This is a genomic window from Paracoccus sp. (in: a-proteobacteria) (assembly GCF_046462195.1).
In the GTDB taxonomy this organism is placed as follows: Bacteria; Pseudomonadota; Alphaproteobacteria; order Rhodobacterales; family Rhodobacteraceae; genus Paracoccus.
This window is the reverse complement of record NZ_JBKGUN010000034.1, coordinates 1-26,858: the sequence shown is the minus strand read 5'-3', so window position 1 is coordinate 26,858 and position 26,858 is coordinate 1. Positions and strand designations below refer to the sequence as shown.

The following is a 26,858-nucleotide window of genomic DNA, read 5'->3' as shown; positions in this document are numbered from 1 at the left end:
TGGGTCGTGAAGTGCACGCCCTGCTCGATCTTCTTGGCGGCCTGGCCCGGAGGGTTCACGGCGACCTTGACCGGGTTGGTCAGGTAGGTGTCCGTCAGTTCCTGCATCAGCTTGGGCATCGTGGCCGAGAACATCAGCGTCTGACGTTCGCGGGGCAGCATCCGCGCGATCTTGCGCAGCGTGTGGATGAAGCCGATGTCCAGCATCTGGTCGGCCTCGTCCAGCACCAGATAGGTGGTGGCCTCCAGGCTGATCGCGCGACGCTCGATCAGGTCCATCAGGCGACCGGGCGTGGCGATCAGCACGTCGACGCCGCGCGACAGGCGTTCCGTCTGCACGTTGATCGAGGCGCCGCCCACGACGCGAAAGCTGCGGATCGGGGTGCCTTCGGCATAGGCGTCGATGTTGGTCGCGATCTGGGTGGCCAGTTCGCGCGTCGGCGCCAGGATCAGCGCACGGCAGGTCTTGGGGTCGGGCTTCTTGCCGAACTTGATCAAGCGCGTCAGCATCGGCAGGCCGAAGGCGGCCGTCTTGCCGGTACCGGTCTGCGCCAGGCCCAGCACGTCGCGACCCTCGACCACGGCGGGAATGCCCTGTTCCTGGATCGGCGTGGGTTTGGTCAGACCCATGGCGGCGATATTGGCGTTGATGCGGTGGTCGATGCCCATGTCCGCAAAGGGACCGGTGGGCAGCGGATCACGCGCGGGCGCACGGCGGCCTTCATTGGCCGACAGGCCGTTCGGGGCAGTGCGCGGCGAGGGTTTTGCACCACGTACGGGCCGGCGGCGGGTATTGTTCTGTTCCATAAACATCTTTCGTCCCCTGCATCCCCCGTATCGGACGCAAGGGCAGGGGCCGCGCAACGGGGCGCGGCTCGTGGCAGGGGTGCAGGCGCGATACGAGGATGCCTGCTGCCTCCCCGCGTGAATGGGAAACTGGAATGAGTGTCGGCGTCAGTCGGGCAGGGCCCGGAGGCTGCTCACGCGGCAGCGGACGGCGACAAGGCTCAGATGGGGCAGATGGGGCCGAAAGTCAAGCGCGGTCTGCGCTGTCCATCCAGATCGTCACCGGTCCGTCGTTGACCAGGGCGACCTGCATGTCGGCGCCGAACCGCCCCGTTTCCACGGCAACTCCCAACCCACGCAGCGCTTCGGCAAAACGGTCATAAAGCCGCTGGCCATCTGCAGGCGCCGCCGCCGAGGAAAATCCCGGGCGGTTGCCGCTGCGCAGGTCCGCGGCCAGCGTGAACTGGCTGACCACGAGCGCTTCGCCGCCCGCATCCTGCACCGAACGGTTCATGCGCCCCTGATCATCGCGAAAGATCCGCAGCCGGGCCACGCGGGCCGCCATCCTGTCGGCTGCCGTCTCGTCATCGCCCTGCATGGCGCAGACCAGGACCAGCAGGCCCGGCCCGCAGCGGCCGATCACCTGCCCCTCGACCGTGACCGAGGCGTCGAGGACCCGCTGGATCAGAACCCTCATGGCTTGAGGATGATGCCGATGACCACCATCATCAGCCCGATGGTCGAGGCGGCCAGCGCGCCCATGTTGACGGCCAGCACACCGCGCATCCTGTCGCGCAGGGCGGCGTCGTCCAGCCCCCGGCTGCGCGCACGGCTGACCGTCAGGATGCACCAGACCAGCGCGCAAAGGCCGAACAGGGTCAGTGCGGCGCCCGTCCAGATGATCCAGTCGTAAAGGCCCATGGCTGCCCCCTTGGTTGTGGCATTTCGTCCGCCCCTAGCGGCGATTGCACCGCCGGGCAAGACCGCCTAACACGGCGGCCAAAAGGACAGAAGGGACGAATCCGATGCCAGACGACCAGGCCTATGGCGTCGCAGCCGACGAGCTGCGCCAGTTCATCGAACAGTTCGAGCAGCTGGAAGCCGAGAAGAAGGACATCGCCGAGCGCCAGAAAGAGGTCATGGCCGAGGCCAAGGCGCGCGGCTATGACACCAAGATCCTGAAAAAGATCGTGGCCCTGCGCAAGCGCGATCGCGACGACATCGCCGAAGAGGAAGCGATCCTCGAGATGTACAAGACCGCCCTCGGCATGGCCTGACCCTCAGGGCAGGAGAAACTCGACCCCCGGCAGGACCGCGATCTCGCCCAGATCGGCGTGATAGTGCGCCGTCACCTGGTCGACCGTCTCCTGGGTCCAGCCGGGCAGGTCCACGGCCTGGTCCAGCGTGTCCGGCTGGGCGTGGGTCCCGATCATGTCGCCCCAGATCTGGCGGCGCTGCGCCACGGTCAGGCGGTCATGCCCGGCCATCGCGTCCCGCAGGCGGGCGATGCCCAGATCCCCCACGATCTCGTGCATGTAGAGAAGGCCGCCAGACAGCGGCACCTCGGGGGCCATGTTGCCGACCATGCGCACCACCTCGGGCCAGATCAGCGGCACGTCCTCGTGGCACCAGAGCACGATGCGCCGCCCCTGCGCCGCCCGCACCAGCTGCTGCACCGGCACGCGCCAGCGCAGGTTCAGCGGATCGCAGCCCTGCATCAGGTTGTCGTAACCGCCGCCCGCGAATTGCGGCAACACCTCGGTCAGCAAGGTCGCGGGGTTGCGCAGCGCCAGAAAGAACTCGGTTCTGGCCGAAGGGAACAGGCGCGACAGCGCAGCCGCCCGCAGGCCCATCTGGGGATACAGTCCCTCCCGCCCGACCGCGCGCCCCGGGGCCCCCATGAAGGTCGGCGTTGACATCACGACGCGTTGCGGCTCGTCGCTGTCCAGGATCGCGTCCAGCATGATCTGTTCCATCTCGGGGGTGGCGGTGCCGCCACCCAGGGATTTCAGCGCTTCGTCGAAGATGCCGCGATGGCGGTTCGGCGTGACCACCTCGGTCCCGGCCTTCTGCAGGACGGCCCGGTTGTTCAGCAGCGTCTTCAGCATGCGGTCGCCGTCGGTGCCGTGCACCCCCAAGTGGAAAACCATCTGCATGCCGCTGTCCCGTCGTTCTTGTCTGTCTGCCGGGCCGTGCCGGTCCGTTGGGCGCAGATTAACGGTCCGCCGTGGACAGTCAAACGGGTTTGCCCTAGTGCCCGGACCATGACCCGGACCCGCAAGACGCGCAGACATCATGACCATGCCCTGAGGCAGGGGGGTGGTCGGGGCTGGTCCATCAGCGCGGTGCTGGTGGCGGCGCTGGTCCTGATGCCCGTCATCGCGGTCATCTGGATGGCCTTTCGCCCGACGGACAACATCTGGCCGCATCTGCTGTCCACGGTGCTGCCCCGCTATTTCTCAAACACGGTCATGCTGGCCTTGGGCACGGGCGCGCTGGCGGCCGCCATGGGGGCGGGGGCCGCCTGGCTGGTCTGCATGTATGACTTTCCGGGGCGCCGTGCGCTGCAATGGCTGTTGCTGCTGCCTTTGGCTGTTCCGGCCTATATCGGCGCATACGCGCTGGCGGATTTTCTGGATTATTCCGGGCCGGTGCAGATCGCCCTGCGCGGATGGTTCGGATGGGAGGGCGCACGCGACTACTGGTTTCCGCGCATCCGGTCGCTGGAGGCGGCAATCGTGGTTCTGGGTGCGGCGCTTTACCCTTATGTCTACCTGCTGACGCGCGCCGCGCTGCACGAACAATCGGGCAGCGCCTACGAGGTTGCCCGTGCCCTTGGCACCGGCCCCTGGGGGCTGTTCCGCCGCGTGGGGCTGCCGCTGGCCCGTCCGGCCATTGTCGCGGGTTCCGCCATCGCGATGATGGAGGCCGTCGCAGACTATGGCGTTGTCAGCTATTTCGGCGTTCAGACCCTGAACACCGGAATCTTCACCACCTGGCTCGAGCGTCGGAACGCGGGCGGGGCGGCACAGATCGCCTGCGTGATCCTGCTGATCGTCATCGTTCTGGCCCTGTGGGAGCGGTTCGGCCGTCGAAACGCCCGTTACCACCAGAGCGCACGCCAGCCGCGCCCAATCCAGCGGCAGCGGTTGCGCCTTTTGCCCGGACTGCTGGCGACGCTGGCCTGCACGCTTCCTTTTGCGATGGGCTTTCTGCTGCCCGTGGGCGTGATCGCCACCTATGCCCTTGCCTATCCGCAGGGATGGGTGACGCCGGGACTGCTGCGGGCGGCTTGGCACACGGTCAGCCTGGGTGCCGCAGCTTCGATGTTGACGGTCATGCTGGCCCTGGTGATGGTCTATGGCACGCGCCTGTCAGGGCGTGCGCTGCCACGGCTGTTGTTGCCGGTGACAACGGTGGGCTATGCCGCGCCGGGGGCCGTTCTGGCTGTCGGCATCCTGATCCCGCTGGCGGCCCTGGACCACCGGGTCGCCGATGCCTGGGCCGCGCTGACCGGTCATGATCCGGGGCTGATTTTGACGGGAACGGGGGCCGCCATAACCCTTTCCTATGTGGTACGGTTCTTTGCCATCGGTCAGGGGGCGATCGACGGAGCCTTTACCCGGGTGCCACCGTCGCTGCCGATGGCGGCACGTTCGCTGGGGCGCGACAATGCGGGGGTGCTGCGCGACGTCTTTCTGCCGCTGATGCGCGGCTCGGTCGGGGCAGCGCTGCTTCTGGTCTTTGTCGATTGCGTGAAGGAATTGCCGGCAACCCTGCTGCTGCGCCCCTTCAATTACGAAACGCTTGCCACCCGGACGCACGAGCGCGCGAGTCTCGAGGATCTGGGCAATGCCGCCCCAGCGGCACTGCTGGTCATGGCGGTCGGGCTGCTGGCGGTGGCACTTCTGGCACGAATGAACCTTGGCGGTGCGACAGGTGGGTTGCAGAAACCCGCCCGGCGCGGTAACGCATCGCAGATGCCGGTTTAGCTCAGTGGTAGAGCGTCTGCCTTGTAAGCAGGGGGTCGGGGGTTCAAATCCCTCAACCGGCACCAAGTTCTTCTTGCAATAAGGGTTAAGGCGGCCTATCTAGTGCTGGCTACGTTATATTCTCTGCATCCTGTCTGGTTCTGCCTTCAGTCTGCTTTGTTAATCTGACGGCCAAGCCACTGCATTCCGCGGGTGGTATACTAGACAGGAGATCTCACGATGGCCAACGGCACCGTGAAATGGTTCAACAGCACCAAAGGCTTCGGCTTCATCCAGCCGGAAGGCGGCCGCCAGGACGTGTTCCTGCACATCTCGGCTCTCGAGCGCGCAGGCCTGTCGGCTCCGGCCGATGGCCAGAAGGTGACCTATGAGCTGGAGCGTGGCCGCGACGGTCGCGAGTCGGCAACGAACGTTCAGTTCGTCTGATCCGATACGCACCTTGTGCGACGTTTCGAAAGGCCGCCTTTTGGGCGGCCTTTTTCATGTCCGCGCTTGAGCGCAGCGAAGCTTTGGCATAGCAGGATAGCATGAAGATCTTGTTTCTTGGCGATGTGATGGGCCGGTCCGGCCGTCAGGCGATCACCGAACGCCTTGCGGGCCTGAAGGCGCGTTTGAAGGCCGATCTGGTCATCGTGAACGCGGAAAATGCCAGCGGCGGGCGTGGCGTCACGGCAGGACACGCACAGCTCTTGCTCGATTCGGGTGCGGATGCGCTGACACTGGGCGATCATGCCTTCGACCAGAAGGACATGCTGGCCTATATCGAGCGTGATCCGCGCATCGTGCGGCCCCTGAATTTTGCCCGCGAAGCACCCGGACGGGGGGCAACGGTCGTTGCCGACGCGCGCGGACGCAAGGCGCTGATCACCCAGGCCCTTGGCCAGGTGTTCATGTCGAGGCCTTATGACGATCCCTTTTCGGCTCTGGACGCCGTGCTGCGCGCGCATCCGCCGGGAGGCATGGTGCAGGCGGCCCTTGTGGACATCCACTGCGAAGCCACCAGCGAAAAGATGGCGGTTGGTCATTTCTGCGACGGCCGCGCTAGCCTTGTGGTGGGAACCCACACCCATGTGCCGACGGCCGATGCGCAGGTTCTGCCGCGCGGAACGGCATTCCAGTCCGATGCCGGGATGTGCGGTGACTATGACAGCGTGATCGGCATGGACAAGGCCGAGCCGTTGCGCCGCTTCATCACCGGGATGAATCGCGACCGTTTCACCCCTGCCGAGGGCGAGGCAACGCTGTCGGGCGTGCTGGTCGAAACCGACGACCGCACCGGCTTGGCGCGCAGCATCCAGCCCGTACGCGATGGGGGCCGCTTGGCCCAGACCCATCCGGCCTGAGCGTCTTGCCGCAACGGCAAAGAATCTTGCGAGGCCGCGGCAATCCTGCGAACAGTACTGCTGTTTGCCGACGGCGCCTGCTCATAAAGCGAGTGATGAATGTTCGGATTTGAACTGACCGGAATGACCAGTGCCTTGGTGACGATCTTCATCATTGCCGGGATGCTGACCCTATTCATCCGCGAAACCTATCCGCCCGAGGTGACGGCCATCCTGGGGGCGGTGACGCTGCTGTCCTTGGGCATCCTTGATGTCGGCGCCATTTCGGGTGTGTTGTCGAATTCGGCTCCTTGGACGATCGCCTTCATGTTCATCATCGTCGGCGGGCTGGTGCGCACCGGTGCGCTCGACTGGATCGGCCAACGGGCGGCGCGGCATGCGGGGGCGCATCCGGCCATGACCCTGGGACTGGTGTCCTGCGTCGTCTGCGCCATGTCGGCCTTTGTGAACAACACGCCACTGGTTGTCGTGATGATGCCGATCTTCATGCAGTTGGCCAAGGAGATGGGCAAATCCCCTTCGAAACTGCTGATCCCGTTGTCCTACCTGTCGATCCTGGGTGGGACGATGACGCTGATCGGCACCTCGACCAACCTGCTTGTGGACGGGGTGGCGCGCGCCTCGGGCATGGAGCATTTCACGATCTTCGAGATCACATGGGTCGGTTTCCCAATGGCGATCGTCGGGGTCATCTATCTTCTGATCTTCGCGCCGCGCCTGCTGCCGGACCGCGATTCGATGTCGCAACTGTTGGGCGGCCGCAGCAAGATGAAGTTCTTTACCGAGGTCGCCATTCCCGAAGGATCGGCGCTGATCGGCAAGGCACTGGATGAAACCGATATCTTTGCCCGGGAGAGTGCGCGCGTGATCGACGTGCTGCGCGGCGATGCATCGCTGCGACGCGACCTGCCGGCGGTCCGGCTGGAGGAAGGCGACCGCGTGGTGCTGCGCACACCCATGTCCGAGGTCCTTGGCCTGCAGTCCCACAAGGACCTCCGCATGGTCGATAAGCTGAGTTCGGTCCAGACCTCCACGGTCGAGGTGCTGATCACGCCGGGTTGCCACATGGTGGGGCGGTCCCTGGGGTCCATGCGCCTGCGCCGGCGCTATGGTGTTTACGTGCTCGCCGCGCACCGCAAGAACCAGAACATCGGGCGGCAGCTGGACGATCTGGTGGTCCGCGTGGGGGACACGTTGCTGCTGGAAGGTGCCGCCGCCGACATCCAGCGCCTGTCACGCGACATGGACATGGTTGAGGTGAACGCGCCGTCGGACCGCGCTTATCGCCGCAAGCATGCGCCGATCGTGGTGGCGACACTCGTGGGCGTCATCGTTCTGTCCGCCTTCGAGGTCGCGCCCATCCTGCTCTTGTCGTTCATCGGCGTGGCCGTGGTTCTGGGAACCCGCTGCATCGATGCGGACGAGGCCTTGTCCTTTGTCGACGGCCGGCTGATGGCGCTGATCTTTGCCATGCTGGCGGTTGGCGCGGGACTGGAACAAAGCGGTGCGGTGCAGCTGGTCGTGGATCATGTGGCGCCCTGGCTTGTATCCCTACCGCACTGGGCCCTGGTTCTGGCAGTCTATCTGCTGGCCACGACATTGACCGAAACCGTGACCAACAACGCGGTCGCAGTCATCGTGACGCCGGTGGCGATCAGCCTCGGGCACACCTTGGGTGTTGATCCGCGCCCCCTCGTGATTGCGGTCATGATGGGGGCATCGGCCAGTTTCGCGACGCCGATCGGCTACCAGACCAACACGCTGGTCTATGGCCCCGGGGGCTATCGCTTTACCGACTTCATCAAGGTTGGCCTGCCGTTGAACCTGCTGATGGCGATCGTGGCGTCGCTGCTGATTCCCATGATCTGGCCGCTGGCGGGTTAACAAGCCGTTCATGCTCCGTTGAGCCAGCCGCAAGGCTGCCATGCACCATCGGCGGTTGTGATCGAAGGGGAAAACAACGATCTAGGACGCAGGGGAGGAAACGACTTTGTCACTTGCAAGGAGTTTCCAAATGGCGACCATCGCTTCTGTTGAACACAAATCCATCGGTTTTTCGGCTGCCGCTCTGCTGGCGCCTTTCCGTGCCGTCGGCCGTTTCATGATCATGCTGGCCGAAGCAAGCCCGCAGATGCGCGCCTTGAGCCGCTTGAATGATCTGTCGGACGAAGACCTTTCGGCCAAGGGCCTGACCCGCGAAGGCGAAGTCCGTCGCATTCTGGGCGGCGCTTCCGTTCTCTGATCCGGGCCAGCAGGTCTGACGCATCACGCGGCCCATCGGGCCGCGTTTTCGTTTGTGCACCCTAGAGGGGCCAGACGATCAGCAGCAGGGGCACCGAGACAGACATCACGATGATCTCCAGCGGCAGGCCCATGCGCCAGTAATCGCCAAAGCGATAGTTGCCGGGGCCCAGGATCAGCGTGTTGTTCTGGTGCCCGATGGGGGTCAGGAAGGCACAGGATGCCGCCACGGCCACGCCCATGAGAAAGGCGTCCGGCTGAACCTGCAGCTGTTCGGCCAGACGGATGCTGACCGGTGCCGCGATGATCGTGGTCGCGTTGTTGTTCAGGATGTCCGACAGGGTCATCGTCGCCCCCATCAACAGCACCAGCGCGATCCAGGCAGGATAACCTTCGGCCAGTCGGGCAAGGCCGCTGGCGATCAGCACCGATCCCCCCGTGCTGTCCAGCGCCAGACCGAGCGGGATCATCGAACCCAGCAGCACGATGACCGGCCAATCAACGTGGTCATAGATCTCGTGCACGGAAAGAACGCCGAAGAGGACATAGGCGATGATGACGCATGCCAGCGCGATGGGCATGGTCGTCAGCCCCACGGACGCCGCCAGAACGGCCAGCGCAAAGAGACCCACCGCGCTGCGCATGTGGCGCTCTCGCTGGACCGGCAGGCTGCCTCCATCAAGGCGCAGGAGGGTGGCCGCCACCAGCGTGTCATCCATCCGGCTTTCGGGCGTCAGCAGCAGCAGGAGGTCGCCGGAGCGCAGGATCTCTCGCGAAGGGGGACGCCGCAGCGCCACCCCGTTCCGCCTCAGGCCCATCAGCACGCTGTCATGCCGGTTCAACAAGCCAAACGACTGGGCCGAACGCCCGACCAGGTCCGACGTGGCGGAAACAAGACATTCGATCAACTGCTGGCCTTCGGCATCCTTGCGGGCCCGCGCCTCGGCCCGCCCGTCGGGAAAGGCCAGGTTGCTGGTCGACCGGAATTCGTCCAATGCCGCCGGATCGGCGCGGAGAACCAGAACGTCGCCGTCTTCCAATGTTTGTTCGTCCAGCTTTCCTTCCAGTTCATGTCCGCGGCGTCGCAGGCCGATGATGCGGACACCGGCCTTGGCGGCCTCGGCACGCGCATCCTCGACGCGTCTGGACAGGGCCAGGCTGCCGGGAACGACAACCAGTGTCGCGAAATAGCGGCGCTGGGGCCCGGCCATCTCTCCGCCACGCTCGTTATCGTGCCGGGGAATCAGCCGCCATCCGATCAGGCTGATGAAGGCGATGCCTGCCAAGGCCACCGCGCCGCCGACCGGAAGAAAGTCGAACATGCGATAAGGCTCGCCCAGCACATCTGCGCGAAAGCCGGACACGATCAGGTTCGGCGGCGTTCCGATCAGGGTCAGCATCCCGCCGAGAATTGTCGCAAAGGCCAGGGGCATCAGCGTCAACCCGGCCGCGCGCCCGGCCTTGCGCGCCGTTTGCAGATCGACCGGCATCAGCATGGCAAGGGCCGCGATGTTGTTCATGAAGCCGGACAGGAGGCCGCCCACCGCACCGAAGACAAGAATGTGGCCCATGGTCCCGCGGTCCTTGCCCGAGATCAGCCGCGCCAGTTGTGCAACGGCGCCGGACCGGCTCAGCCCCGCCGTGGCGATCAGCACCAGCGCCACGATCACCGTCGTGGGATTCCCAAAGCCCGCAAAGGCGTCGTCCGCTGGCACGATGCCCATGATAACCGCTGTGATCAGCCCTCCGAAGGCAACAAGGTCATAGCGCCAGCGCCCCCACAGCATCAGGATGATGATCACCCCCAGCAGCGAGAACAGCATAATCTGCGGTGTCGTCATGTATCGTCCCCGTCCCGGCCCGGATCGAGGACCGAAGCCGAACGCGCCATGCCTGCATCGGGTTCTTGCGATAAGGGGCAAGGCTGGACTAAAAGCGCCCGATATTCACTTCAGCACTGCGAAGGACGACCGGACATGGCAGGTCACTCCAAATGGGCCAATATTCAGCATCGCAAGGGCCGGCAGGACAAGCTGCGCTCGAAGCTGTTTTCAAAACTGGCGAAGGAAATCACCGTCGCCGCGAAAATGGGTGATCCCGATCCCGAAAAGAACCCGCGCCTGCGGCTGGCCGTCAAGGAAGCCAAGGCGAAATCTGTCCCCAAGGACGTGATCGACCGCGCGATCAAGAAATCGCAGGGCGGGGATGCCGAGAACTACGAAGAGATCCGCTATGAGGGCTATGGCCCCAACGGCATTGCGCTGGTGGTCGAGGCGATGACCGACAACCGCAACCGAACGGCTTCGAATGTCCGCAGCTATTTCACCAAGGCGGGCGGCGACCTGGGGCAGACGGGCTCGGTCAGCTTCATGTTCGACCGTGTGGGAGAGATCGTGTACCCGCTGTCGGCAGGCGACGCCGACACGGTGATGTTGGCTGCCATCGAGGCCGGGGCCGACGATGTCGAGACCGATGAGGAAGGGCACTGGATCTATTGTGCCGATACCGCGCTGAACGAGGTGTCGAACGCACTGGAAGCCAGCCTAGGCGAATCCGAGACCGCCAAGTTGATCTGGAAACCGCAATCGCCCTCCGAAGTGGCCGACGCGGAAACGGCGCAAAAGCTGATGAAGCTGATCGACACGCTGGAGGATGATGACGACGTCCAGAACGTGACAGGCAATTTCGACCTGTCGGACGAGGTCGCGGCCCAACTGTAAGCGCGTCTTCCCGCGCCGAAACCGTGGGATCGACAAACGCCGGGGCGGCTGCCACGCCCCGGCGGTTTCATGGACGGCCCGTGCCGCCGGGGCTTGCGCCGGCGCGGGAAAATCGGCACTTGCAGATCATGCAGATCGAGACACATGGGCGCCGTGATTTGATCGGGATCGGCTGGATGCTGGCGACAGGCCTGTGCTTTGTCGCGGTCAATACCATCGTCCGCAGTCTAGAGGGGGCGCTGCCTGCCTCCCAGGCCGCTTTCATCCGGTTTCTCTTTGGCCTGCTCTTTCTGGCGCCGGTCATCCGGACCGCATTGCTGCAAGGGTTTTCCCGCGATATCTGGGGGCTGTTCCTGCTGCGTGGCGGGCTTCATGTCGTGGCCGTCGTGGCCTGGTTCTACGCCATGTCTCGCATCACGGTGGCCGAGGTGACGGCCATCGGTTTCCTGAACCCCATCATCGTGACGATCGGAGCCGCGCTGTTCCTGGGCGAGCGTCTGGCCCTGCGGCGCATCGCGGCGGTGGGCGTGGCCCTGCTGGGCGCGCTGATCGTGCTGCGGCCGGGCTTGCGGGAACTGGATCCGGGGCATCTTTCCCAGATCGGCGCGTCGATTGCGTTTGGCGCTTCGTACCTGGTGGCCAAGCAGCTGTCCGGGCGTGTTTCAGCCTCGGTCGTGGTGGCAATGATGTCGCTGACGGTTTCGGCGGGGTTGGCGCCCTTGGCCATCATGCAATGGGTGCAGCCGACATTGCCACAACTGGGCTGGCTCGCACTCGTGGCGGTCTTTGCGACGGCAGGGCATTACACGATGACCCGGGCCTTTGCAGCCGCGCCCTTGACGGTGACGCAGCCCGTCACCTTTCTGCAACTGATCTGGGCAAGCCTTGTGGGGGTCCTGGTGTTTCATGAACCGCTGGATGGCTGGGTGATCCTGGGCGGCGGCCTCATGATCGGGGCCATCAGCTATATCACGTGGCGCGAAGGGCGTGCCCGGGCGCGCACCCCGACGCCGCCGGTCAGTGCAACCAAGCTGTGACCGGCTGGCTGCGGCCTTTGCCCGATCCTTGGGCAAAGGCCGCTTTGCCACCGGCAGTTCCGGCGCGGCCACTGGTGCGCGGGCCTACGGTTGGCTAATTCCCCTGACAAACAGAAGAAGGAAATATCGGATGAAACCATGTCTGTTGAGGGCGAGTGTCGCGCTGATGGCCTTGGCGGCCGGAATGCCTGCGCTGGCGCAGGAAACGGTGGCGCCCAAGGTGCTCGTCATGGCCATGTTCGAGGCCGAGGCCGCCCCTTGGCTGGAGAACCTGGACCTGCCGAACAGGATCGCCATTCCCGGCCTGCCCAAGGAAGCCGATTCGCTTTCGTGCAATGCGGATCTGTGCGTGATGACGACGACGATGGGCTATGCCAACGCCGCTAGCTCGGCCATGGCGGTGGCCTTCTCGGATCTGGTTGACCTGTCCCAAACCTATGTGCTGATCGCTGGCATCGCCGGCGTTGACCCCGAGAACGGCACCTTGGGCTCAGCGGCATGGGCCGACCACGTGATCGACGCTGGGCTGGTTCACCGGATCGACAGCCGCGACGCCCCCGACGACTGGACCAGCCAGATTGTGGAGCTAGGCGCCAAGGCACCGGGCGAAAAGCCCGGCTGGACCGCAGGAACCGAGATGTTTTCGCTGAACCCTGCCTTGGTGACGGCGGCATTCGAGGCCACCAAGGACATGGAGCTTGCGGATGGAGAGGACGCCGCCGCCTATCGTGCCAGCTATACGCAGGAGGCGGCCAGGGCCGAGCCTTCGGTGATGGTATGCGCGTCGGTTTCGGCCGATACCTACTGGCACGGCCAGACCATCGCGGATGAAGTGGCGGGTCACGTCGCCCTGCTGTCCGATGGGGCGGCGGATTACTGCATGAGCCAGATGGAGGATAATGCAACCCTGACGGCCCTGCGCCGTGCAGACGAGGCCGGACGGCTCGACTTTGACCGGATCGCCGTGCTGCGCACTGCCTCGAACTTTGACCGCGCTCATGATGGGCAAACGGCAGCCGAATCTCTGGCGGCAAAATCGGGTGGTTTCGGTCCCGCGACCGAGAATGCCTTTCGTGTGGGCAATGCCTTTGCGGAAACGGTCATTGCCGATTGGGACCGCTTTGGCCCCGGCCTGTCCGCTGAATAAGAAAAGGCGCGGGAACATCCCGCGCCATCATCGTCAAGGCTGACATTCACCCATCGCCTCATCAAAGGGCGCATCGGTTTCAGTCAACGCGCCCTCGTCGATCCGGATGGGCCGAAACGGCGGCAGTTCCTGCGCGGCGGGCTGAACCTGGCTGAGACGATAGCAGCCCACATAGGTCGTGGTGCCCGCCTTGGTCACCGCCTCGATCGCGACGGGCACCAGGGAATGGATAGTGCCTGCGGCTCCGTCAGTCGTGGCCGTGCCGACGCGCAGCCGCACTCCGTCCGTTGTCGCATATCCCTCGCGGAAGGTGTCGAAGTCGGGGGCGGTGTCCGGCGCGAAATAGCTGTGCGCGCAAGTATTCCTTGCGGTCAATGGCACTGTAGAGGGACGCCACGACCTGTTCGGGGCTGGAGCGATCATCCAGATAGGGCGCAACCTCGGCATCCGCGGGCGCATCCTGGGCAAAAGCAGGCTGAAGCGGCAAGGCAAGAACAAGGGTCGCAATCAGCCGGGTTTGTCGACGCATCGGTTGAGCCTTCACAATGGAGTCCGGATCAACCGGCCCGCCAGTCCTGCGGTTCCCTGTCCGGAAACCGCAGGGCTGGGGTTCAGCGGTTCGGCCACAAGGGCGCGTGGCGGTTCACATCCTTGTAGAGCAGATATCGGAAGCGCCCGGGGCCGCCGGCATAGCAGGCCTGCGGACAGAACGCGCGCAGCCACATGTAGTCGCCGGGCCCCACCTCGATCCAGTCACGGTTCAACCGGTAGACGGCCTTTCCCTCCAGCACGAAAAGGCCGTGCTCCATCACATGGGTTTCGGCAAAGGGGATGGATCCACCCGGCTTGAAGGTGACAACGGTGATATGCATGTCGTGGCGCAGGTCGGCCGGGTCCATGAAGCGGGTCGTGCCCCAGGCTCCGTCCGTGTCCGGCATCATCGAAGGCGCCAGGTCCTGTTCCTGCACCACGATGGGATCGGGGCGCTCGACCCCGGCACAGGGCTGCCACCGCTTGCGCCACCAGTGAAAGCCTGCCGGGCCGGTGGTCCTGTTGCGGATCTTCCACGGCGTTCCTGGGGGGACATAGGCGAACCCGCCGGGGGTCAGCAGATGTTCGGTGCCGTCGATCACCACCTGCATGTCGCCGCCGGTCACGAAGATGGCGTGCTGGACCTCCGGATCGTCGTCCGGGGTATCGCTGCCGCCGCCCTCGGCCAGTTCGACGATGTACTGGCTGAATGTCTCGGCAAAGCCCGTCAACGGCCGCGCCAGCATCCACATGCGCATCCCCTGCCACCCCGGCAGGTACGAGGTGACGATGTCGCGCATGACCGTCCGAGGAATGACGGCATAAGCGTCCGTGAACACCGCGGTGTCGGTGGTCATGCCCGTCTGGGGCGGCAGGCCGGCCACGGGTCCGGCATAAGGGCCTGCATGCTGTTCGACGATGACGGGGGCGATGTCGCCCGTTGGCGCGCCCTTGGGCGGTGCGTCTCTGTTGGGCTGGTTGGTCATTTCAGGGCCTCCTGCAGGCGAAGTTCGGCAATGCGGATGACCTGGCGTTCTGCCGTGTCACGTTCGGTCGCGGTATCGTTGTCCAGACGGGCCTGCATGGCCGAAAGGATGCCCGCCTTGTCATGGTCGCGGACGGCGATGATGAAGGGAAAGCCGTGCTTGGCGACATAGGCGTCGTTGAGGCGCATGAACTGCGCGCGTTCCTCATCGGTCAGCATGTCGAGCCCGGCGCTGGCCTGTTCGGCCGAACTGTCGGCCGTCAGCCGCTTTGCCTGGGACAGCTTGCCGGCCAGATCGGGATGCGCGCGCAGCACCGCCAGGCGTTCTTCAGCCGACGCGCTGCGGAAGATCTGTGCCATTCGTCCCGACAGTCCGCCGGCACTGTCGTGAACGGCCCCCATCTCGGCGTCCCAGACCCGTTCGGCTATGAAGGGCGAATGTTCGTAGATGCCGCCAAAGCGCGCGACGAACGCGTCACGCTCCATCTGCGAGGGACGATCGGATGCCTGATAGGGATGCGTCACCGTCCAATGGCGCGCAATGTCCAGCCGCGACGCGAACCACACGCCCTCGTGCGAGCGGGCATGGTCCAGAAAGCGTCGGATCGCCATGGCTCGGCCCGGACGGCCGGCCAGTCGGCAATGCAGGCCGATGGACATCATCTTGGGCGCGCCCGCTTCACCCTCGGCATAGAGGATGTCAAAGCTGTCGCGCAGATAGTCGAAGAACTCGCCTCCTGTCCCAAAGCCCTGGCCGCTGGAAAAGCGCATGTCATTGGCGTCCATCGTATAGGGCACCATCAACTGCGGGCGGCCCTCGTGGACATGCCAATAAGGCAGATCATCCGCGATCGTGTCGGCAAGGTATTCGAAACCGCCTTCCTCGCAGCCCAGCACGACCGTGTTCATCGATGTGCGGCCCTGGTAGAAACCGCGCGGACGCTCTCCGGTGATCCGGGTGTGCAACTCGATGGCGCGGGCGATGTGCTGGGCCTCGACCTCGCGCGGGATGTCGCGGTAATCGATCCACTTCAAGCCATGGGTCGCAATTTCCCATGCCGCATCCTGCATGGCGGCGACCTGCTCCGGGTTGCGCTCCAAGGCGGTGGCGACGCCGTAAACGGTGACGGGAATGTCCTTCAGCAGCCGGTAAAGCCGCCAGAAGCCCGCACGCGCACCATAGTCATAGATCGATTCCATGTTCCAGTGACGCTTGCCGGGCCAAGGCTGTGCCCCGATGATCTCCGACAGGAAGGCTTCGGAAGCGGTATCGCCATGCTCGATGCTGTTTTCGCCACCTTCCTCGTAGTTGACGACGATCTGGACGGCGATCCTCGCATTGCCCGGCCATCGTGGGTCGGGAGGGGTCTGGCCATATCCTCGCAGGTCGCGGCTGTAGCGCATCGTTTCCCTCGGTCCTTTGCATTGTGACGCTGTCACAAGACCCTGCAGAAGGCGTGCAGACAAGATGGAGGCTGCCGAATTCTGTATCAACGGATGGACGAAGATGAAGGCTCTTTCAATTTTGCATTGAAAGACTTGTCGGCGGGCGGCAATTGTGGCGCCGAGACGGCGCGACCATGCTGACCGGCATCGCGGCCGCAGACGCCGCGCAAGGGGGGTTCATGGAACGTTACTTCAAGCTGTCCCAAAAGGGCAGCAGCATCAGGACCGAGGTGATTGCAGGCTTCACCACGTTCCTGACGATGGCCTATATCATCTTCGTCAACCCGGACATCCTGTCCACAACCGGCATGGACCGCGATGCGGTCTTCGTGGCCACCTGCCTTGCAGCGGCGCTGGGGTCGCTGATCATGGGGTTGTGGGCCAACTGGCCCATCGGCATGGCGCCCGGAATGGGGTTGAACGCCTTCTTCGCCTTCACGGTGGTGGGGGTCATGGGCTTTACCTGGCAACAGGCGCTGGGCGCGGTCTTCATCAGCGGCCTCATCTTCCTGTTCCTGTCGCTGACGGGCATCCGCCGCTGGCTGATCGCGGGCATTCCCACATCGATGCGCAGCGCCATTGCGGCCGGTATCGGGCTGTTCCTGGCCATCATCGCGCTGCAGTCCTCGGGGATCGTGGTGGGCAATCCGGCGACGCTGGTGGCGCTGGGCGACCTGACGCAGACCGGCACCCTCCTGACGATCGGCGGCTTTTTCGTCATCGTGGCGCTGGACGCGCTGCGGGTGACAGGCGCCATCCTGATCGGCATCCTGCTGACCACGGTTGCGGCCATCGCGCTGGGCGTCAGCCAGTTCAGTGGCGTCCTGTCGATGCCGCCGTCTATTGCGCCGACGTTCCTGCAGATGGATCTGCTGGGGGCGCTGACCTTTGGCATTTTCCAGGTGGTGCTGGTCATGGTGCTGGTCGAGGTGTTCGATGCCACGGGCACGTTGATCGGCGTGGCCAAGCGTGCGGGCCTGCTGACCGAAGGGCCGACGCATCGGAACGCCAACCTGGGACGCGCATTGATGGCCGATTCGACGGCAATCACGGCAGGAGCCCTGCTGGGAACGTCATCAACCACGGCTTACGTCGAAAGCGCTTCGGGCGTTCAGGCGGGCGGGCGAACGGGCCTGACCGCGGTGGTCGTCGGCGCGCTGTTTCTGGCGGCCATGTTCTTTGCCCCCCTGGCAGGGTCGGTGCCCGCCTATGCGACCGCGCCCGCGCTGCTCTATGTGGCGACGCTGATGGTGCGGGAACTGGCCGAGGTGGCTTGGGAGGACGTGACGGAGGCTGCGCCTTCGGTCCTGACTGCCATCGCCATGCCGTTCACCTATTCCATCGCGAACGGCCTGGCCTTCGGCTTCATCAGCTATGCGCTGATCAAGCTTCTGACCGGCCGGCTGCGCGAGGTTCATGCCGCGACCTGGGTCATTGCTGCACTGTTTGTGGCAAAATACGCCTTTTTCGGCGGCCACTGATGCTGTCGGGCGGGTGCGTCAGCGCGCCCGCGCCGCTGTCAGCCGATGGGCCAGGTTGAAGACCACGGGGCTGACCACCAATGACAGCAGCAAGGCCGCGGGCCATGCCGTCAGGAACGCCTTCATCCAGCGCCCCATGAAACCGGGCCCCGAGCTGATGTGCACAGCGTGTCATAGCCGCTCATGAGGCAGGCCATCATGGTCGAGACAAGAAATCGAGCGGTCAGGAGCGTTGATCTGGACATGCAGCCTATTCGTGCAAAGGGCGGGCTGCGGTCCTTGAACGGCCGGCATCCTCCGCCATGGGTGGATGCCGCGGTTCCGGAAACCGAACGAAGTCTCGCTGTGCGAGTGCCGGGATTACCAACCGACCTGACGTTTTTCGGCAACTGGGCCTTGGCGCGTACCGGCGCCGGCAAGGCTGCGCCCACAGGCAGCTCAGGGGGACTGGTGGCCGCCCATTGCCTCGGTCAGGCTGGCAGCGGCGGCGGCCACCATGGCTCCCAGCGTCTTGACATGTTCCGACCCGATGCGGTGCGTCGGGCCGCTGACCGAAACACCGGCAATGGCCTCTCCCGTCAGGTCAAAGACAGGCGCGGCGATGCAGCGCATGCCGCGGGTTCTTTCCTCGTCATCGAAGGAAAAGCCGCGTTGCCGGATCCTTGCCAGATCTGCCTGCAAGGCATCGGGTTCCACGATGGTCTTGTCGGTAAAGCGCGCGAGACTGCCGGACCGGATCGGCGCCTGCGGCCGCCCGAAGGCCAGCAGTGCCTTGCCGATGCCCGAGGCATGCAACGGCGACCGGGTACCGGGCGGAAAAAAGGCGCGGATGGTTTCCTGCGTCTCGACCTGGCTGAGGAACAGGACCGCGTCACCCTGGAGGATCCCGAGGTTCGCCGTTTCACCGGTATCCTCCATCAGGGCGCGCAGGATCGGGCGGGCGCGCTCCACGATGCCCGAGCGGCGCATGAACGCCGAACCCAGGCGAAACGCCTGCGGCCCGATGTTCCAAGCCTGGGTCGAAGGATCGCTTTCGACCATGCCGCGCGTTGCCAGCGTGTGCAGGACGCGATGAACCGTGGAGGGCGGCTGTCCGGCATGTTCCGCCACCTCGCTGAGGGTCAGGCCGGGCCTCGTGGCCAGCAGGTCCAGCAGGTCCAGCGCGCGGTCCAGTGCCTGAACGGTGCCGGGGGCATCCGGCATGTCCTTGGGCGGGCGCCCACGACGACGTGTCGGGTCGGCCATTCTCTTGCCTCCGTTGATGGTGCCTTTAGATGCGCAGGAAAATCGTGGGCAACAAGGCGAAAATCGAACCCGTTGAAACCTTGACAATTTCCCGGATTTTCCGCCGGGCGAAAGGGTCCGGCAGGCTGTCGGATGGGTGCAGGGTTGCATCATCAGGTGCCGCCTTTTCAGGCAGACGGGACACTGTAGCAAGAGCACGGGGAAAAATCCGTTTCGGGAAATTCCCGCGTCGGGCTAGTCCTGATCAAAAAGACAACCATGCCATCGCGCACCATGTTCACGGGACAGGTGACGCCGCGACACAGGGATCAGACATGTCCGACCGCCTTGCCCCCCATGTTCACCCGGTTGATCAGATGCTGCCCACCGGGCGGCTGATCACCCTTGGCTTTCAGCATGTGCTGGTCATGTATGCCGGCGCGATCGCCGTGCCGCTGATCGTCGGCCGTGCGCTGCAACTGTCGCCCGAGGAGGTGGCCTTTCTCATCTCGGCCGACCTGTTCGTCTGTGGTCTGGCAACGATGATCCAGAGCCTTGGCATGACCCAGTATTTCGGCATCCGCCTGCCGGTGATGATGGGGGTAACCTTTGCGGCCGTGGGGCCCATGGTTGCCATTGCGGGGCAGACGCCCGGAGTTGAAGGGGCACGCGCGCTGTTCGGCGCCATCATTGCGGCAGGGCTGATCGCCATGCTGCTGGCACCGCTGATCGGACGGGTGCTGCGGTTCTTTCCGCCGGTGGTGACGGGAACGGTGATCTTGGCGATCGGCATCAGCCTGATGCCGATCGGGATCAACTGGATCTTTGGGCTGCCGGTCGGTCCGACGGCGCCCCTGCTGGTCGATCCGGTGCAGCAGGCCTGGCTGGATCAGGCCATGGCGGCAGGCGGCGTCCCCGAAGGTGCGCGCCTGGCGCCCAGCATGCCGAACCCCGCCTATGCGGCAGGAACGAACATCATGATCACGGTCCTGGTGCTGGGAACGATCCTGATGATTTCGCGCTTTGCACGGGGGTTCCTGTCAAACATCGCGGTGTTGCTGGGCATCGCCGTGGGCGGCATCGCGGCCGCAGCCTTGGGGCTGATGCAGTTCGACAAGGTGGGAGAGGCCGCCTGGTTCGCCATGATCAAGCCTTTTCATTTCGGCCTGCCCACCTTTGATCCCGTCATGATCGTGACGATGGTCCTCGTGATGATTGTGGTCATGATCGAATCGACGGGCATGTTCCTGGCGCTGGCCGACATGTGCAAACGCCCCGTCACTTCGGCCTCGCTTGCGGCGGGGCTGCGGGCCGACGGACTGGGCACGATGCTGGGCGGGATCTTCAACACCTTCCCTTATACCTCGTTCTCGCAGAACGTGGGGCTGGTGGGCGTCACGGGGATCCGCTCGCGCTTTGTCTGCGTGGCGGGGGGTGTCATCATGATCGTGCTGGGATTGATCCCCAAGATGGGCGCCCTGGTCGAAAGCCTGCCGACCACGGTCCTGGGCGGTGCGGGACTGGTGATGTTCGGCATGGTCGCGGCCACGGGCATCCGCATCCTGTCGCGGGTCGACTTCCACACGAACCGCCACAACCTGTTCGTCGTGGCCATCAGCATCGGCATGGCGATGATCCCGCTGGTCGCGCCCCATTTCAAGCAATGGCTGCCGCATGCGATCCACCCGCTGGTGCATTCCGGCATCCTTCTGGCAGCGGTGTCGGCTGTCCTGTTGAACTGGTTCTATAACGGCGCCGCCCCGGCAGACGAGGCTGAACTGGCCGAAGCCGGGCGTCTGGCGGATCATTGAAGCGGATTATACACCAATTCTTGAGACTGCCTTGCCCATGCTGCCGGTCGATGCCGTCACAGGATCGGCTATCACGGGAGCAAGGCCTTGAAAGGACAGGAACGCAATGCCCGGATTTCTGACAACCCATGTTCTGGACACTGCGCGGGGACGTCCCGCCGAAGGGATGGAGGTCGTGCTGTACCGGCTGGACGGTGGTCAGCGGACCGAACTGGCACGCTGGGCCACGAATGCCGACGGCCGCACGGACCGGCAGATCCTGCCCGAGGGGGAATTCGCCACTGGCACCTATGAACTGGAATTCCATGCGGGCGCCTGGATGGATGCGTCGGGGGTTCCGGCGGAAAGCCCGCGATTCCTGGACGTGATTCCCATTCGCTTCGGCATGTCGCAGGACGACCATTACCACGTCCCGCTGCTGGTCTCTCCTTTCGGCTATTCGACCTATCGGGGCAGCTGAGATGATACCGGAAACCGTTGTGCTGTGGGAATGGCTGGCCTTTGCAGCCCGCTGGACCCATGTCATCACCGCCATCGCCTGGATCGGCAGCAGCTTTTACTTCATCGCGCTGGACCTGGGGCTGCAAAAGGCCCCGCATCTGCCAAAGGGTGCGCATGGCGAGGAATGGCAGGTCCATGGGGGCGGCTTCTACCATGTCCAGAAATATCTGGTCGCGCCCGAGCGGATGCCCGAACACCTGATCTGGTTCAAATGGGAAAGCTATTCGACTTGGCTGTCGGGCGCGGCGCTGCTGATGGTCACCTATTGGGCGGGCGCCAACCTGTTCCTGATCGACCCTTCCAAGGCGGATCTGGCGATCTGGCAAGCGATCGCGATTTCGGGCGGATCGCTGGCCGTGGGCTGGCTGATCTATGACGGGCTGTGCAAGTCGCCCTTGGGGAACCGTCCAACAGTGTTGATGCTGCTGCTGTTCGCCGCCTTGGTGGTGATGGGCTGGGCCTATGACCAGGTCTTCACCGGGCGTGCCGCGCTGCTGCATCTGGGGGCGTTCACCGCCACGATCATGACGGCAAACGTGTTCCTGATCATCATGCCGAACCAGCGCATCGTGGTCGCGGACCTCAAGGCGGGCAGGGCGCCTGACCCGAAATACGGCAAGATCGCCAAGCTGCGGTCCACGCACAACAACTATCTGACGTTGCCCGTCGTCTTCCTGATGCTGTCGAACCATTATCCCCTCGCCTTTGCCAGCCAGTGGAACTGGCTGATCGCGGCACTGGTCTTCCTGATGGGGGTGACCATCCGGCATTTCTTCAACACGATGCATGCCCGCAAAGGGTATCGGTGGTGGACCTGGGCAGTGACCGCGATGCTGTTCGTGGGAATCATGTGGCTGTCGTCGATCGGCCTGAACCAGGACAGCTATGACGAGGCGATGGCCCGCCCGCTGTCGCGAACAGAAGCGCGCTTCGCCGAGGCCGAGGGCTTTGACGAAGTGGCCAGCACGGTCATCGGCCGCTGTTCGATGTGCCACGCGCGCGAGCCGGCTTGGGACGGCATCCACCATGCTCCCAAGGGCGTTCTGCTGGAAACGCCAGCCGATATCGCACGTGCCGCGCGCGAGATCTATGTCCAGGCCGGACTGACGAACGCCATGCCGCCCGCGAACCTGACGGAGATGGAGCCGGAGGAGCGTGCGCGCATCATCCGCTGGTTCCGGCAGGTTGGCGCCTTTGGCTTGGCGGGCCTCTGACGGTCAGAACAGCGGGCGCAGCTTGCGCACGGCATAATCGATGAACATCCGCACCTTGGGGTCCTGCAGCCGCCGGTGCGGCGTCAGGCAGCCGAACTGCGCGTCCGGGGGCGGATGATCGGGCAGCACCCGGACCAGTCGCCCATCGGCCAGTTCCGCCTCGACCTCGTAAAGCGGGCGGTTCGCGATGCCGTGGCCTTCCAGTGCCCAGCCCCGCAGAACATCCCCGTCATCCGTGTCGAACCGCCCCGACACCATCATCTTGCGCGGCCCGTCGGCTGTTGTCAGGGTCCAGTAATATTCCGGGCTACGGGGATAGCGCAGCAGCAGGCAGTTGTGGCTGGCCAGATCGTCAGGCTCGCCCGGGATCCCCGCCACCGCCAGATAAGACGGTGCGGCCACCAGAACCCGGGGGCAGTCCGCGATCTTCCGCCATTTCAGGGCCGAATCCGCAGGCTCGCCCAGAAAGAACGCCAGGTCGATGGCATCCTCGACGATGTTGACGTTGCGGTCCGACAAGCGCAGCCGGAACTCGATCCCCGGATTTTCGGCACAAAAGGCAGGGATCAGCGGTGCAATCAGGCGCCGCCCCAGCCCCAGAGGCGCGGTCAGGCGGATCACCCCCTGCGGCTTGCCCGAGAAACTGCTGACCAGAGCCTCGGCCTCGTCCAGCGTTTCGATCACCCGGCGGGCGTGGTCATAAAAGGCGCGCCCGATCTCGGTCGTGGTCAGCTTGCGCGTGGTGCGGTTCAGCAGCCGCACCTCGAACCGATTTTCAAGATCCTTTATACGATTCGAGGCAACTGCCGGCGAAAGGCGCAGATCCCTGCCTCCGGCGGTGATCGAGCCCAGTTCGACCACGCGAACAAAGACGCGCAGGCTTTCCAGATAGGACATGGCGGTGGTCGGCTTTCAACGTTTCATGTAAAGTCTTCCAAGATGCCGCCGATTTCGCAACCACTATTTCCGGCCTAGGATAGGCCATGCGACAGCCAGGAAGGATGACGATGCCCCAGCTGCGGTTTCTGCTGAACGACCGGACGGTAACGCTGACAGAAGTCGGCGCCTCCGACACCCTGCTGGATCACCTTCGGCTGGCCTGTCGCCTGACCGGCACCAAGGAGGGCTGTGCCGAGGGGGATTGCGGCGCCTGCACCGTGCTGGTGGGGCGCCTGACCGACAGCGGCCTGATCTATGAGCCGGTGAACGCCTGCATCCGCCTTCTGGCCTCGTGCCACGCCACCCATATCGTCACGATCGAACATCTGCGCGGGCCAGACGGCGGCCTGCATCCGGTTCAGGCGGCCATGGTGGAACATCACGGCAGCCAGTGCGGGTTCTGCACGCCGGGGATCGTCATGGCCCTGTATGGGCTGTGGATGACGAACCCGCAGGCGACGGCCACGGACATCGAGATCGCCCTGCAGGGCAACATCTGCCGCTGCACGGGATACGAGCCGATCATCAAGGCCGCCTTGGCCGCAGGCGCGAAAGGGGGACAGGCTCAGGACGCGCTGGCCCGTGAACGCGAGGCTGTGGCGGCGGAACTTGCGGACATGCGGCAGGGTCGGGTCGAGGTGGCGCGCGGCGCTGATCGGGCGATCATTCCCGCCGATGCCGACGATCTGGCCCGTATCCTTCTGGACGAACCGGGGGCCACGCTGGTTGCGGGCGCCACCGATGTCGGTCTTTGGGTCACCAAGTTCATGCGCGACATCAGCCCCGCCGTTTTCATCGGTCACCTGATGAAGAACAAGGCGGTCGAGGACGACATGATTCGTCTTGGCGCGGGCGTGACCTATTCCGAGGCTGCGCCGCTGATCCGCCAGCATGTTCCGGCCGCTCATGATTATTGGCTACGGATAGGCGGCTGGCAGGTCAGGAACATGGGCACGATCGGCGCGAACATCGCCAACGGGTCGCCCATCGGCGACACGCCGCCCCTGCTGATCGCGCTTGGCGCACGGATCGTGCTGCGGCGTGGACGGGACCGGCGCGAAAGGCCGCTGGAGGATTTCTTCATCGACTATGGCAAGCAGGACCGGCAGCCCGGCGAATTCATCGAGCAGATCCTGATCCCGACGCGGTCGCAGGCACAAATCGCCGCCTACAAGATCACCAAGCGGCGCGACAGCGACATCACGGCAGTGGCGGCAGGCTTTTGCCTGGAGGTGCAGGACGGTGTCATCAGGGACGCGCGCCTTGCCTTTGGCGGCATGGCGGCGACACCGAAACGTGCCGTTGCTGCCGAAGCCGCCTTGCGGGGGCAGCCCTTTGCCGAAGCCAGTTTCGAAACCGCGGCCCGGGCGCTGGGCCAGGACTTCACCCCCCTGACCGACATGCGCGCCAGTGCCGAATACCGTATGCTGGTCGCAAGGAACCTTTTCCGCCGGTTCTGGCTGGAACAATCCGAAACCGGCCTGCCCGTGCGGCTGCGCCAAGCCGTGGGGGCCTGATCCATGAAGGACGACGTCACGACGATCCGGGGCATGACGCATCAGGACACAGTCCACGACAGCGCGATCAAGCATGTCACCGGCCGTGCGGATTATACCGACGACCTGCCCGGGCCGGTCGGCCTGATCCACGCCTATCTGGGTTTGTCAGATTGCGCGCATGGGCACATCACGGCCATGGATTTCACGGAAACGCTGGCCAGTCCGGGCGTCGTGGGGGTGCTGACGGCCGCGGACATCCCTGGCGTGAACGACGTTTCTCCCAACGGCAAGAACGACGATCCGATCTTTGCCGACGGGCTGGTGCAGTTCCGGGGCCAGCCGGTCTTTGCCGTGATTGCGGAAACCCGCGACCAGGCGCGCCGCGCGGCGCACAGGGCGCGGATCAGCTATGACCCCTTGCCCCATGCGCTGGACCCGATTGCAGCGCGGGATGCGGGGATGGGCTATGTCACCGACCCGCTGACCCTGCGGCGCGGCGATGCGCCCACCGCCATGGCCCGGGCGCCCCGGCGGATCGAGGGCCGCTTCACCATCGGGGGGCAGGATCACTTCTACCTGGAAGGCCAGATCGCCATGGCCGTTCCCGGCGAGGACGAGGATGTCGTGGTCAACGTCTCGACCCAGCACCCGTCCGAGGTGCAGCACATGGTCGCCCATGTCCTCAAGGTGCCCAGCCATTCGGTCGTGGTGAACGTGCGGCGCATGGGCGGGGGGTTCGGGGGCAAGGAAACCCAGATGAACCTGTTCGCCTGCGTGGCCGCGCTGGCAGCCAAGCGGTGGAACCGGGCGGTCAAGATCCGCCCCGACCGTGACGACGACATGATCGCCACCGGCAAGCGGCATGATTTCGTGGTCGATTACAGCGTCGGCTTCGACGACGAGGGTCGCATTCAGGCTGTCGAGGGCGACTGGTATGCCCGCTGCGGATTTTCCGCCGACCTCAGCGGACCGGTGACGGACCGTGCGCTGTTTCACGCGGACAACGCGTATTTCTATCCCGACGTGCGGATCAGCAGCCACCCGATGAAGACGAACACGGTCAGCAACACCGCGTTCCGGGGCTTTGGCGGCCCCCAAGGCGTCATCGTGGCCGAGCGGATGATCGAGGAGATCGCCTATGCGCTGGGTCTTGATCCCTTGGAGGTCCGCAAGCGCAACCTTTACCGGAACGGGCAGCTGACACCCTATCACCAGGAGGTCAACGACCAGATCCTGCCGCAGATCTTCGCTGAACTGGAGACCAGCAGCGATTACCACGCCCGTCGGCAGGCGGTGCTGGACTGGAATGCCAAAGGGGGCGTGATCCACAAGGGCATTGCGCTGACACCGGTCAAGTTCGGCATCAGCTTTACCGCCACATGGTTCAATCAGGCGGGGTCGTTGATCCACATCTATTCTGATGGCTCGATCGCCCTGAATCATGGTGGGACCGAAATGGGGCAGGGGCTGAACACCAAGGTCGCCCAGATCGTCGCCGAAGCGTTCCAGTGCGACATCAGCCGCATCAAGATCACCCGGACGACGACCGAAAAGGTGCCGAACACTTCGGCCACGGCGGCCTCGTCGGGAACGGACCTGAACGGGATGGCCGCGCTGGACGCGGCCGACCAGATCAAGGCGCGGCTGATCGCCTTCGTGGCCGAGCGCTGGCAGGTGCCGCCCGATGCCGTGACCTTCGTTCCCGGCCACATCCGTGCGGGCGATCACGTGATCCCCTTCACCGAGGTGATCAAGGCGGCCTACATGGCGCGCATCCATCTGTCGGCCGCAGGTTTCTACAAGACGCCCAAGATCCATTGGGATCGTTCCACCGGAAAAGGGCGGCCGTTCTATTACTATGCCTATGGCGCGGCGGTGTCGGAGGTGTCGGTGGATACGCTGACGGGCGAATACGTCATCGACCGTGCCGACATCCTGCATGATGTGGGGCGCAGCCTGAAT

The 26,858-nt window shown here is 64.6% G+C and carries 26 protein-coding genes and 1 tRNA gene; 16 read left to right on the top strand and 11 right to left on the bottom strand.

The annotated features are described in order from the left end of the window. The 3 genes from ACLHHB_RS02350 to ACLHHB_RS02340 all read right to left on the bottom strand — a co-directional run. The coding region (locus tag ACLHHB_RS02350; RefSeq protein ID WP_410216674.1) for a DEAD/DEAH box helicase at nucleotides 1-668 on the bottom strand (668 nt) is incomplete at its 3' end. Nucleotides 669-1,032: 364 nt separating this feature from the next. Then, nucleotides 1,033-1,482, bottom strand: coding sequence for a D-aminoacyl-tRNA deacylase (gene dtd / locus ACLHHB_RS02345; RefSeq protein WP_410216671.1), 450 nt, complete (start codon nucleotides 1,480-1,482; stop codon nucleotides 1,033-1,035). Beyond that, nucleotides 1,479-1,706: a hypothetical protein gene (locus ACLHHB_RS02340; protein ID WP_410216670.1), complete on the bottom strand. Its 228-nt coding sequence runs from the start codon at nucleotides 1,704-1,706 to the stop codon at nucleotides 1,479-1,481. Before ACLHHB_RS02340 ends, dtd begins: the two co-directional genes overlap by 4 nt. A 104-nt stretch (nucleotides 1,707-1,810) precedes the next feature. On the opposite strand from ACLHHB_RS02340, the gene ACLHHB_RS02335 reads away from it, so the two are divergent. After that, nucleotides 1,811-2,062, top strand: a complete 252-nt coding sequence (locus ACLHHB_RS02335; RefSeq protein ID WP_410216669.1) for a DUF2312 domain-containing protein — start codon at nucleotides 1,811-1,813, stop codon at nucleotides 2,060-2,062. 3 nt (nucleotides 2,063-2,065) lie between these two features. Here the strand turns inward: ACLHHB_RS02335 and ACLHHB_RS02330 are convergent, their stop codons facing one another. Beyond that, nucleotides 2,066-2,941: a hypothetical protein gene (locus ACLHHB_RS02330; RefSeq protein WP_410216668.1), complete on the bottom strand. Its 876-nt coding sequence runs from the start codon at nucleotides 2,939-2,941 to the stop codon at nucleotides 2,066-2,068. A gap of 213 nt (nucleotides 2,942-3,154) precedes the next feature. Here ACLHHB_RS02330 and ACLHHB_RS02325 point away from each other — a divergent pair, with 213 nt between their 5' ends. The 6 genes from ACLHHB_RS02325 to ACLHHB_RS02300 all read left to right on the top strand — a co-directional run bounded on the left by ACLHHB_RS02325 (nucleotide 3,155) and on the right by ACLHHB_RS02300 (nucleotide 8,362). Then, on the top strand, nucleotides 3,155-4,777 hold the full coding sequence (locus ACLHHB_RS02325) for an ABC transporter permease (protein WP_410216673.1): 1,623 nt from the start codon (nucleotides 3,155-3,157) through the stop codon (nucleotides 4,775-4,777). Next, a tRNA-Thr gene (locus tag ACLHHB_RS02320) sits at nucleotides 4,768-4,842 on the top strand. Before ACLHHB_RS02325 ends, ACLHHB_RS02320 begins: the two co-directional genes overlap by 10 nt. Before the next feature lie 154 nt (nucleotides 4,843-4,996). Continuing rightward, nucleotides 4,997-5,203, top strand: a complete 207-nt coding sequence (locus tag ACLHHB_RS02315) for a cold-shock protein (protein ID WP_119887522.1) — start codon at nucleotides 4,997-4,999, stop codon at nucleotides 5,201-5,203. Between the two features lie 101 nt (nucleotides 5,204-5,304). Then, complete coding sequence (locus ACLHHB_RS02310; protein ID WP_410216667.1) at nucleotides 5,305-6,120, top strand: YmdB family metallophosphoesterase; 816 nt, start codon at nucleotides 5,305-5,307, stop codon at nucleotides 6,118-6,120. Between the two features lie 99 nt (nucleotides 6,121-6,219). Further along, nucleotides 6,220-8,004 carry an SLC13 family permease gene (locus tag ACLHHB_RS02305; RefSeq protein WP_410216666.1) on the top strand — a complete coding sequence of 595 codons (1,785 nt, stop codon included), beginning with the start codon at nucleotides 6,220-6,222 and terminating at the stop codon, nucleotides 8,002-8,004. A gap of 130 nt (nucleotides 8,005-8,134) precedes the next feature. Beyond that, nucleotides 8,135-8,362, top strand: a complete 228-nt coding sequence (locus tag ACLHHB_RS02300; protein ID WP_410216665.1) for a hypothetical protein — start codon at nucleotides 8,135-8,137, stop codon at nucleotides 8,360-8,362. 61 nt (nucleotides 8,363-8,423) lie between these two features. Here the strand turns inward: ACLHHB_RS02300 and ACLHHB_RS02295 are convergent, their stop codons facing one another. Continuing rightward, nucleotides 8,424-10,202 carry an SLC13 family permease gene (locus tag ACLHHB_RS02295; protein ID WP_410216664.1) on the bottom strand — a complete coding sequence of 593 codons (1,779 nt, stop codon included), beginning with the start codon at nucleotides 10,200-10,202 and terminating at the stop codon, nucleotides 8,424-8,426. 135 nt (nucleotides 10,203-10,337) lie between these two features. Here ACLHHB_RS02295 and ACLHHB_RS02290 point away from each other — a divergent pair, with 135 nt between their 5' ends. The 3 genes from ACLHHB_RS02290 (at nucleotide 10,338) to ACLHHB_RS02280 (ending at nucleotide 13,265) form a co-directional block, all read left to right on the top strand. Then, nucleotides 10,338-11,081, top strand: coding sequence for a YebC/PmpR family DNA-binding transcriptional regulator (locus ACLHHB_RS02290; RefSeq protein WP_410216663.1), 744 nt, complete (start codon nucleotides 10,338-10,340; stop codon nucleotides 11,079-11,081). A gap of 128 nt (nucleotides 11,082-11,209) precedes the next feature. After that, nucleotides 11,210-12,118: a DMT family transporter gene (locus ACLHHB_RS02285; RefSeq protein ID WP_410216672.1), complete on the top strand. Its 909-nt coding sequence runs from the start codon at nucleotides 11,210-11,212 to the stop codon at nucleotides 12,116-12,118. A gap of 130 nt (nucleotides 12,119-12,248) precedes the next feature. After that, complete coding sequence (locus ACLHHB_RS02280; RefSeq protein ID WP_410216662.1) at nucleotides 12,249-13,265, top strand: purine-nucleoside phosphorylase; 1,017 nt, start codon at nucleotides 12,249-12,251, stop codon at nucleotides 13,263-13,265. A 33-nt stretch (nucleotides 13,266-13,298) separates the two neighbouring features. Here the strand turns inward: ACLHHB_RS02280 and ACLHHB_RS02275 are convergent, their stop codons facing one another. The 3 genes from ACLHHB_RS02275 to puuE all read right to left on the bottom strand — a co-directional run bounded on the left by ACLHHB_RS02275 (nucleotide 13,299) and on the right by puuE (nucleotide 16,185). Beyond that, the gene (locus tag ACLHHB_RS02275; RefSeq protein ID WP_410216661.1) at nucleotides 13,299-13,640 is read right to left on the bottom strand and encodes a hypothetical protein; all 342 of its coding nucleotides are present in this window, start codon (nucleotides 13,638-13,640) and stop codon (nucleotides 13,299-13,301) included. Nucleotides 13,641-13,876: 236 nt separating this feature from the next. Further along, nucleotides 13,877-14,782: a bifunctional allantoicase/(S)-ureidoglycine aminohydrolase gene (locus ACLHHB_RS02270; protein WP_410216660.1), complete on the bottom strand. Its 906-nt coding sequence runs from the start codon at nucleotides 14,780-14,782 to the stop codon at nucleotides 13,877-13,879. Next, complete coding sequence (gene puuE, locus ACLHHB_RS02265) at nucleotides 14,779-16,185, bottom strand: allantoinase PuuE (protein WP_410216659.1); 1,407 nt, start codon at nucleotides 16,183-16,185, stop codon at nucleotides 14,779-14,781. Before puuE ends, ACLHHB_RS02270 begins: the two co-directional genes overlap by 4 nt. 176 nt (nucleotides 16,186-16,361) lie before the next feature. On the opposite strand from puuE, the gene ACLHHB_RS02260 reads away from it, so the two are divergent. Further along, nucleotides 16,362-17,708: an NCS2 family permease gene (locus ACLHHB_RS02260; protein WP_410216658.1), complete on the top strand. Its 1,347-nt coding sequence runs from the start codon at nucleotides 16,362-16,364 to the stop codon at nucleotides 17,706-17,708. 18 nt (nucleotides 17,709-17,726) lie between these two features. Here ACLHHB_RS02260 and ACLHHB_RS02255 read toward each other — a convergent pair whose 3' ends face one another. Both ACLHHB_RS02255 and bhcR read right to left on the bottom strand, forming a co-directional pair. Continuing rightward, nucleotides 17,727-17,873, bottom strand: coding sequence for a DUF2798 domain-containing protein (locus ACLHHB_RS02255; protein ID WP_410216657.1), 147 nt, complete (start codon nucleotides 17,871-17,873; stop codon nucleotides 17,727-17,729). A 273-nt stretch (nucleotides 17,874-18,146) separates the two neighbouring features. Beyond that, nucleotides 18,147-18,953: an HTH-type transcriptional regulator BhcR gene (bhcR, locus tag ACLHHB_RS02250; protein WP_410216656.1), complete on the bottom strand. Its 807-nt coding sequence runs from the start codon at nucleotides 18,951-18,953 to the stop codon at nucleotides 18,147-18,149. A gap of 314 nt (nucleotides 18,954-19,267) precedes the next feature. On the opposite strand from bhcR, the gene ACLHHB_RS02245 reads away from it, so the two are divergent. The 3 genes from ACLHHB_RS02245 to ACLHHB_RS02235 all read left to right on the top strand — a co-directional run bounded on the left by ACLHHB_RS02245 (nucleotide 19,268) and on the right by ACLHHB_RS02235 (nucleotide 22,458). Next, nucleotides 19,268-20,743 carry a nucleobase:cation symporter-2 family protein gene (locus ACLHHB_RS02245; RefSeq protein ID WP_410216655.1) on the top strand — a complete coding sequence of 492 codons (1,476 nt, stop codon included), beginning with the start codon at nucleotides 19,268-19,270 and terminating at the stop codon, nucleotides 20,741-20,743. 106 nt (nucleotides 20,744-20,849) lie between these two features. Beyond that, on the top strand, nucleotides 20,850-21,203 hold the full coding sequence (gene uraH, locus ACLHHB_RS02240; RefSeq protein WP_410216654.1) for a hydroxyisourate hydrolase: 354 nt from the start codon (nucleotides 20,850-20,852) through the stop codon (nucleotides 21,201-21,203). A 1-nt stretch (nucleotide 21,204) separates the two neighbouring features. Continuing rightward, nucleotides 21,205-22,458 carry a urate hydroxylase PuuD gene (locus tag ACLHHB_RS02235; protein WP_410216653.1) on the top strand — a complete coding sequence of 418 codons (1,254 nt, stop codon included), beginning with the start codon at nucleotides 21,205-21,207 and terminating at the stop codon, nucleotides 22,456-22,458. 3 nt (nucleotides 22,459-22,461) lie between these two features. Here ACLHHB_RS02235 and ACLHHB_RS02230 read toward each other — a convergent pair whose 3' ends face one another. Beyond that, complete coding sequence (locus ACLHHB_RS02230) at nucleotides 22,462-23,355, bottom strand: LysR family transcriptional regulator (RefSeq protein ID WP_410216652.1); 894 nt, start codon at nucleotides 23,353-23,355, stop codon at nucleotides 22,462-22,464. A gap of 110 nt (nucleotides 23,356-23,465) precedes the next feature. Here ACLHHB_RS02230 and xdhA point away from each other — a divergent pair, with 110 nt between their 5' ends. Together xdhA and xdhB are read left to right on the top strand one after the other, a co-directional pair. Next, a complete protein-coding gene (gene xdhA, locus ACLHHB_RS02225; RefSeq protein WP_410216651.1) occupies nucleotides 23,466-24,914 on the top strand; it encodes a xanthine dehydrogenase small subunit in 1,449 nt (482 codons plus the stop codon). Between the two features lie 3 nt (nucleotides 24,915-24,917). After that, a partial coding sequence (xdhB, locus tag ACLHHB_RS02220) for a xanthine dehydrogenase molybdopterin binding subunit (RefSeq protein WP_410216650.1) occupies nucleotides 24,918-26,858 on the top strand: 1,941 nt, incomplete at its 3' end.

Coding starts and splice junctions, on each gene's coding strand:
- ACLHHB_RS02315 (WP_119887522.1), top strand. CDS start 4,997: ATGGCCAACGGCACCGTGAAATGGTTCAACAGCACCAAAGGCTTCGGC.
- ACLHHB_RS02260 (WP_410216658.1), top strand. CDS start 16,362: ATGCTGACCGGCATCGCGGCCGCAGACGCCGCGCAAGGGGGGTTCATG.
- ACLHHB_RS02285 (WP_410216672.1), top strand. CDS start 11,210: ATGCAGATCGAGACACATGGGCGCCGTGATTTGATCGGGATCGGCTGG.
- ACLHHB_RS02245 (WP_410216655.1), top strand. CDS start 19,268: ATGTCCGACCGCCTTGCCCCCCATGTTCACCCGGTTGATCAGATGCTG.
- ACLHHB_RS02280 (WP_410216662.1), top strand. CDS start 12,249: ATGAAACCATGTCTGTTGAGGGCGAGTGTCGCGCTGATGGCCTTGGCG.
- bhcR (WP_410216656.1), bottom strand. CDS start 18,953: ATGGCCGACCCGACACGTCGTCGTGGGCGCCCGCCCAAGGACATGCCG.
- ACLHHB_RS02270 (WP_410216660.1), bottom strand. CDS start 14,782: ATGACCAACCAGCCCAACAGAGACGCACCGCCCAAGGGCGCGCCAACG.
- puuE (WP_410216659.1), bottom strand. CDS start 16,185: ATGCGCTACAGCCGCGACCTGCGAGGATATGGCCAGACCCCTCCCGAC.
- uraH (WP_410216654.1), top strand. CDS start 20,850: ATGCCCGGATTTCTGACAACCCATGTTCTGGACACTGCGCGGGGACGT.
- ACLHHB_RS02235 (WP_410216653.1), top strand. CDS start 21,205: ATGATACCGGAAACCGTTGTGCTGTGGGAATGGCTGGCCTTTGCAGCC.
- ACLHHB_RS02295 (WP_410216664.1), bottom strand. CDS start 10,202: ATGACGACACCGCAGATTATGCTGTTCTCGCTGCTGGGGGTGATCATC.
- ACLHHB_RS02290 (WP_410216663.1), top strand. CDS start 10,338: ATGGCAGGTCACTCCAAATGGGCCAATATTCAGCATCGCAAGGGCCGG.
- ACLHHB_RS02325 (WP_410216673.1), top strand. CDS start 3,155: ATGCCCGTCATCGCGGTCATCTGGATGGCCTTTCGCCCGACGGACAAC.
- dtd (WP_410216671.1), bottom strand. CDS start 1,482: ATGAGGGTTCTGATCCAGCGGGTCCTCGACGCCTCGGTCACGGTCGAG.
- ACLHHB_RS02330 (WP_410216668.1), bottom strand. CDS start 2,941: ATGCAGATGGTTTTCCACTTGGGGGTGCACGGCACCGACGGCGACCGC.
- ACLHHB_RS02310 (WP_410216667.1), top strand. CDS start 5,305: ATGAAGATCTTGTTTCTTGGCGATGTGATGGGCCGGTCCGGCCGTCAG.
- xdhA (WP_410216651.1), top strand. CDS start 23,466: ATGCCCCAGCTGCGGTTTCTGCTGAACGACCGGACGGTAACGCTGACA.
- ACLHHB_RS02300 (WP_410216665.1), top strand. CDS start 8,135: ATGGCGACCATCGCTTCTGTTGAACACAAATCCATCGGTTTTTCGGCT.
- ACLHHB_RS02340 (WP_410216670.1), bottom strand. CDS start 1,706: ATGGGCCTTTACGACTGGATCATCTGGACGGGCGCCGCACTGACCCTG.
- ACLHHB_RS02230 (WP_410216652.1), bottom strand. CDS start 23,355: ATGTCCTATCTGGAAAGCCTGCGCGTCTTTGTTCGCGTGGTCGAACTG.
- ACLHHB_RS02335 (WP_410216669.1), top strand. CDS start 1,811: ATGCCAGACGACCAGGCCTATGGCGTCGCAGCCGACGAGCTGCGCCAG.
- ACLHHB_RS02305 (WP_410216666.1), top strand. CDS start 6,220: ATGTTCGGATTTGAACTGACCGGAATGACCAGTGCCTTGGTGACGATC.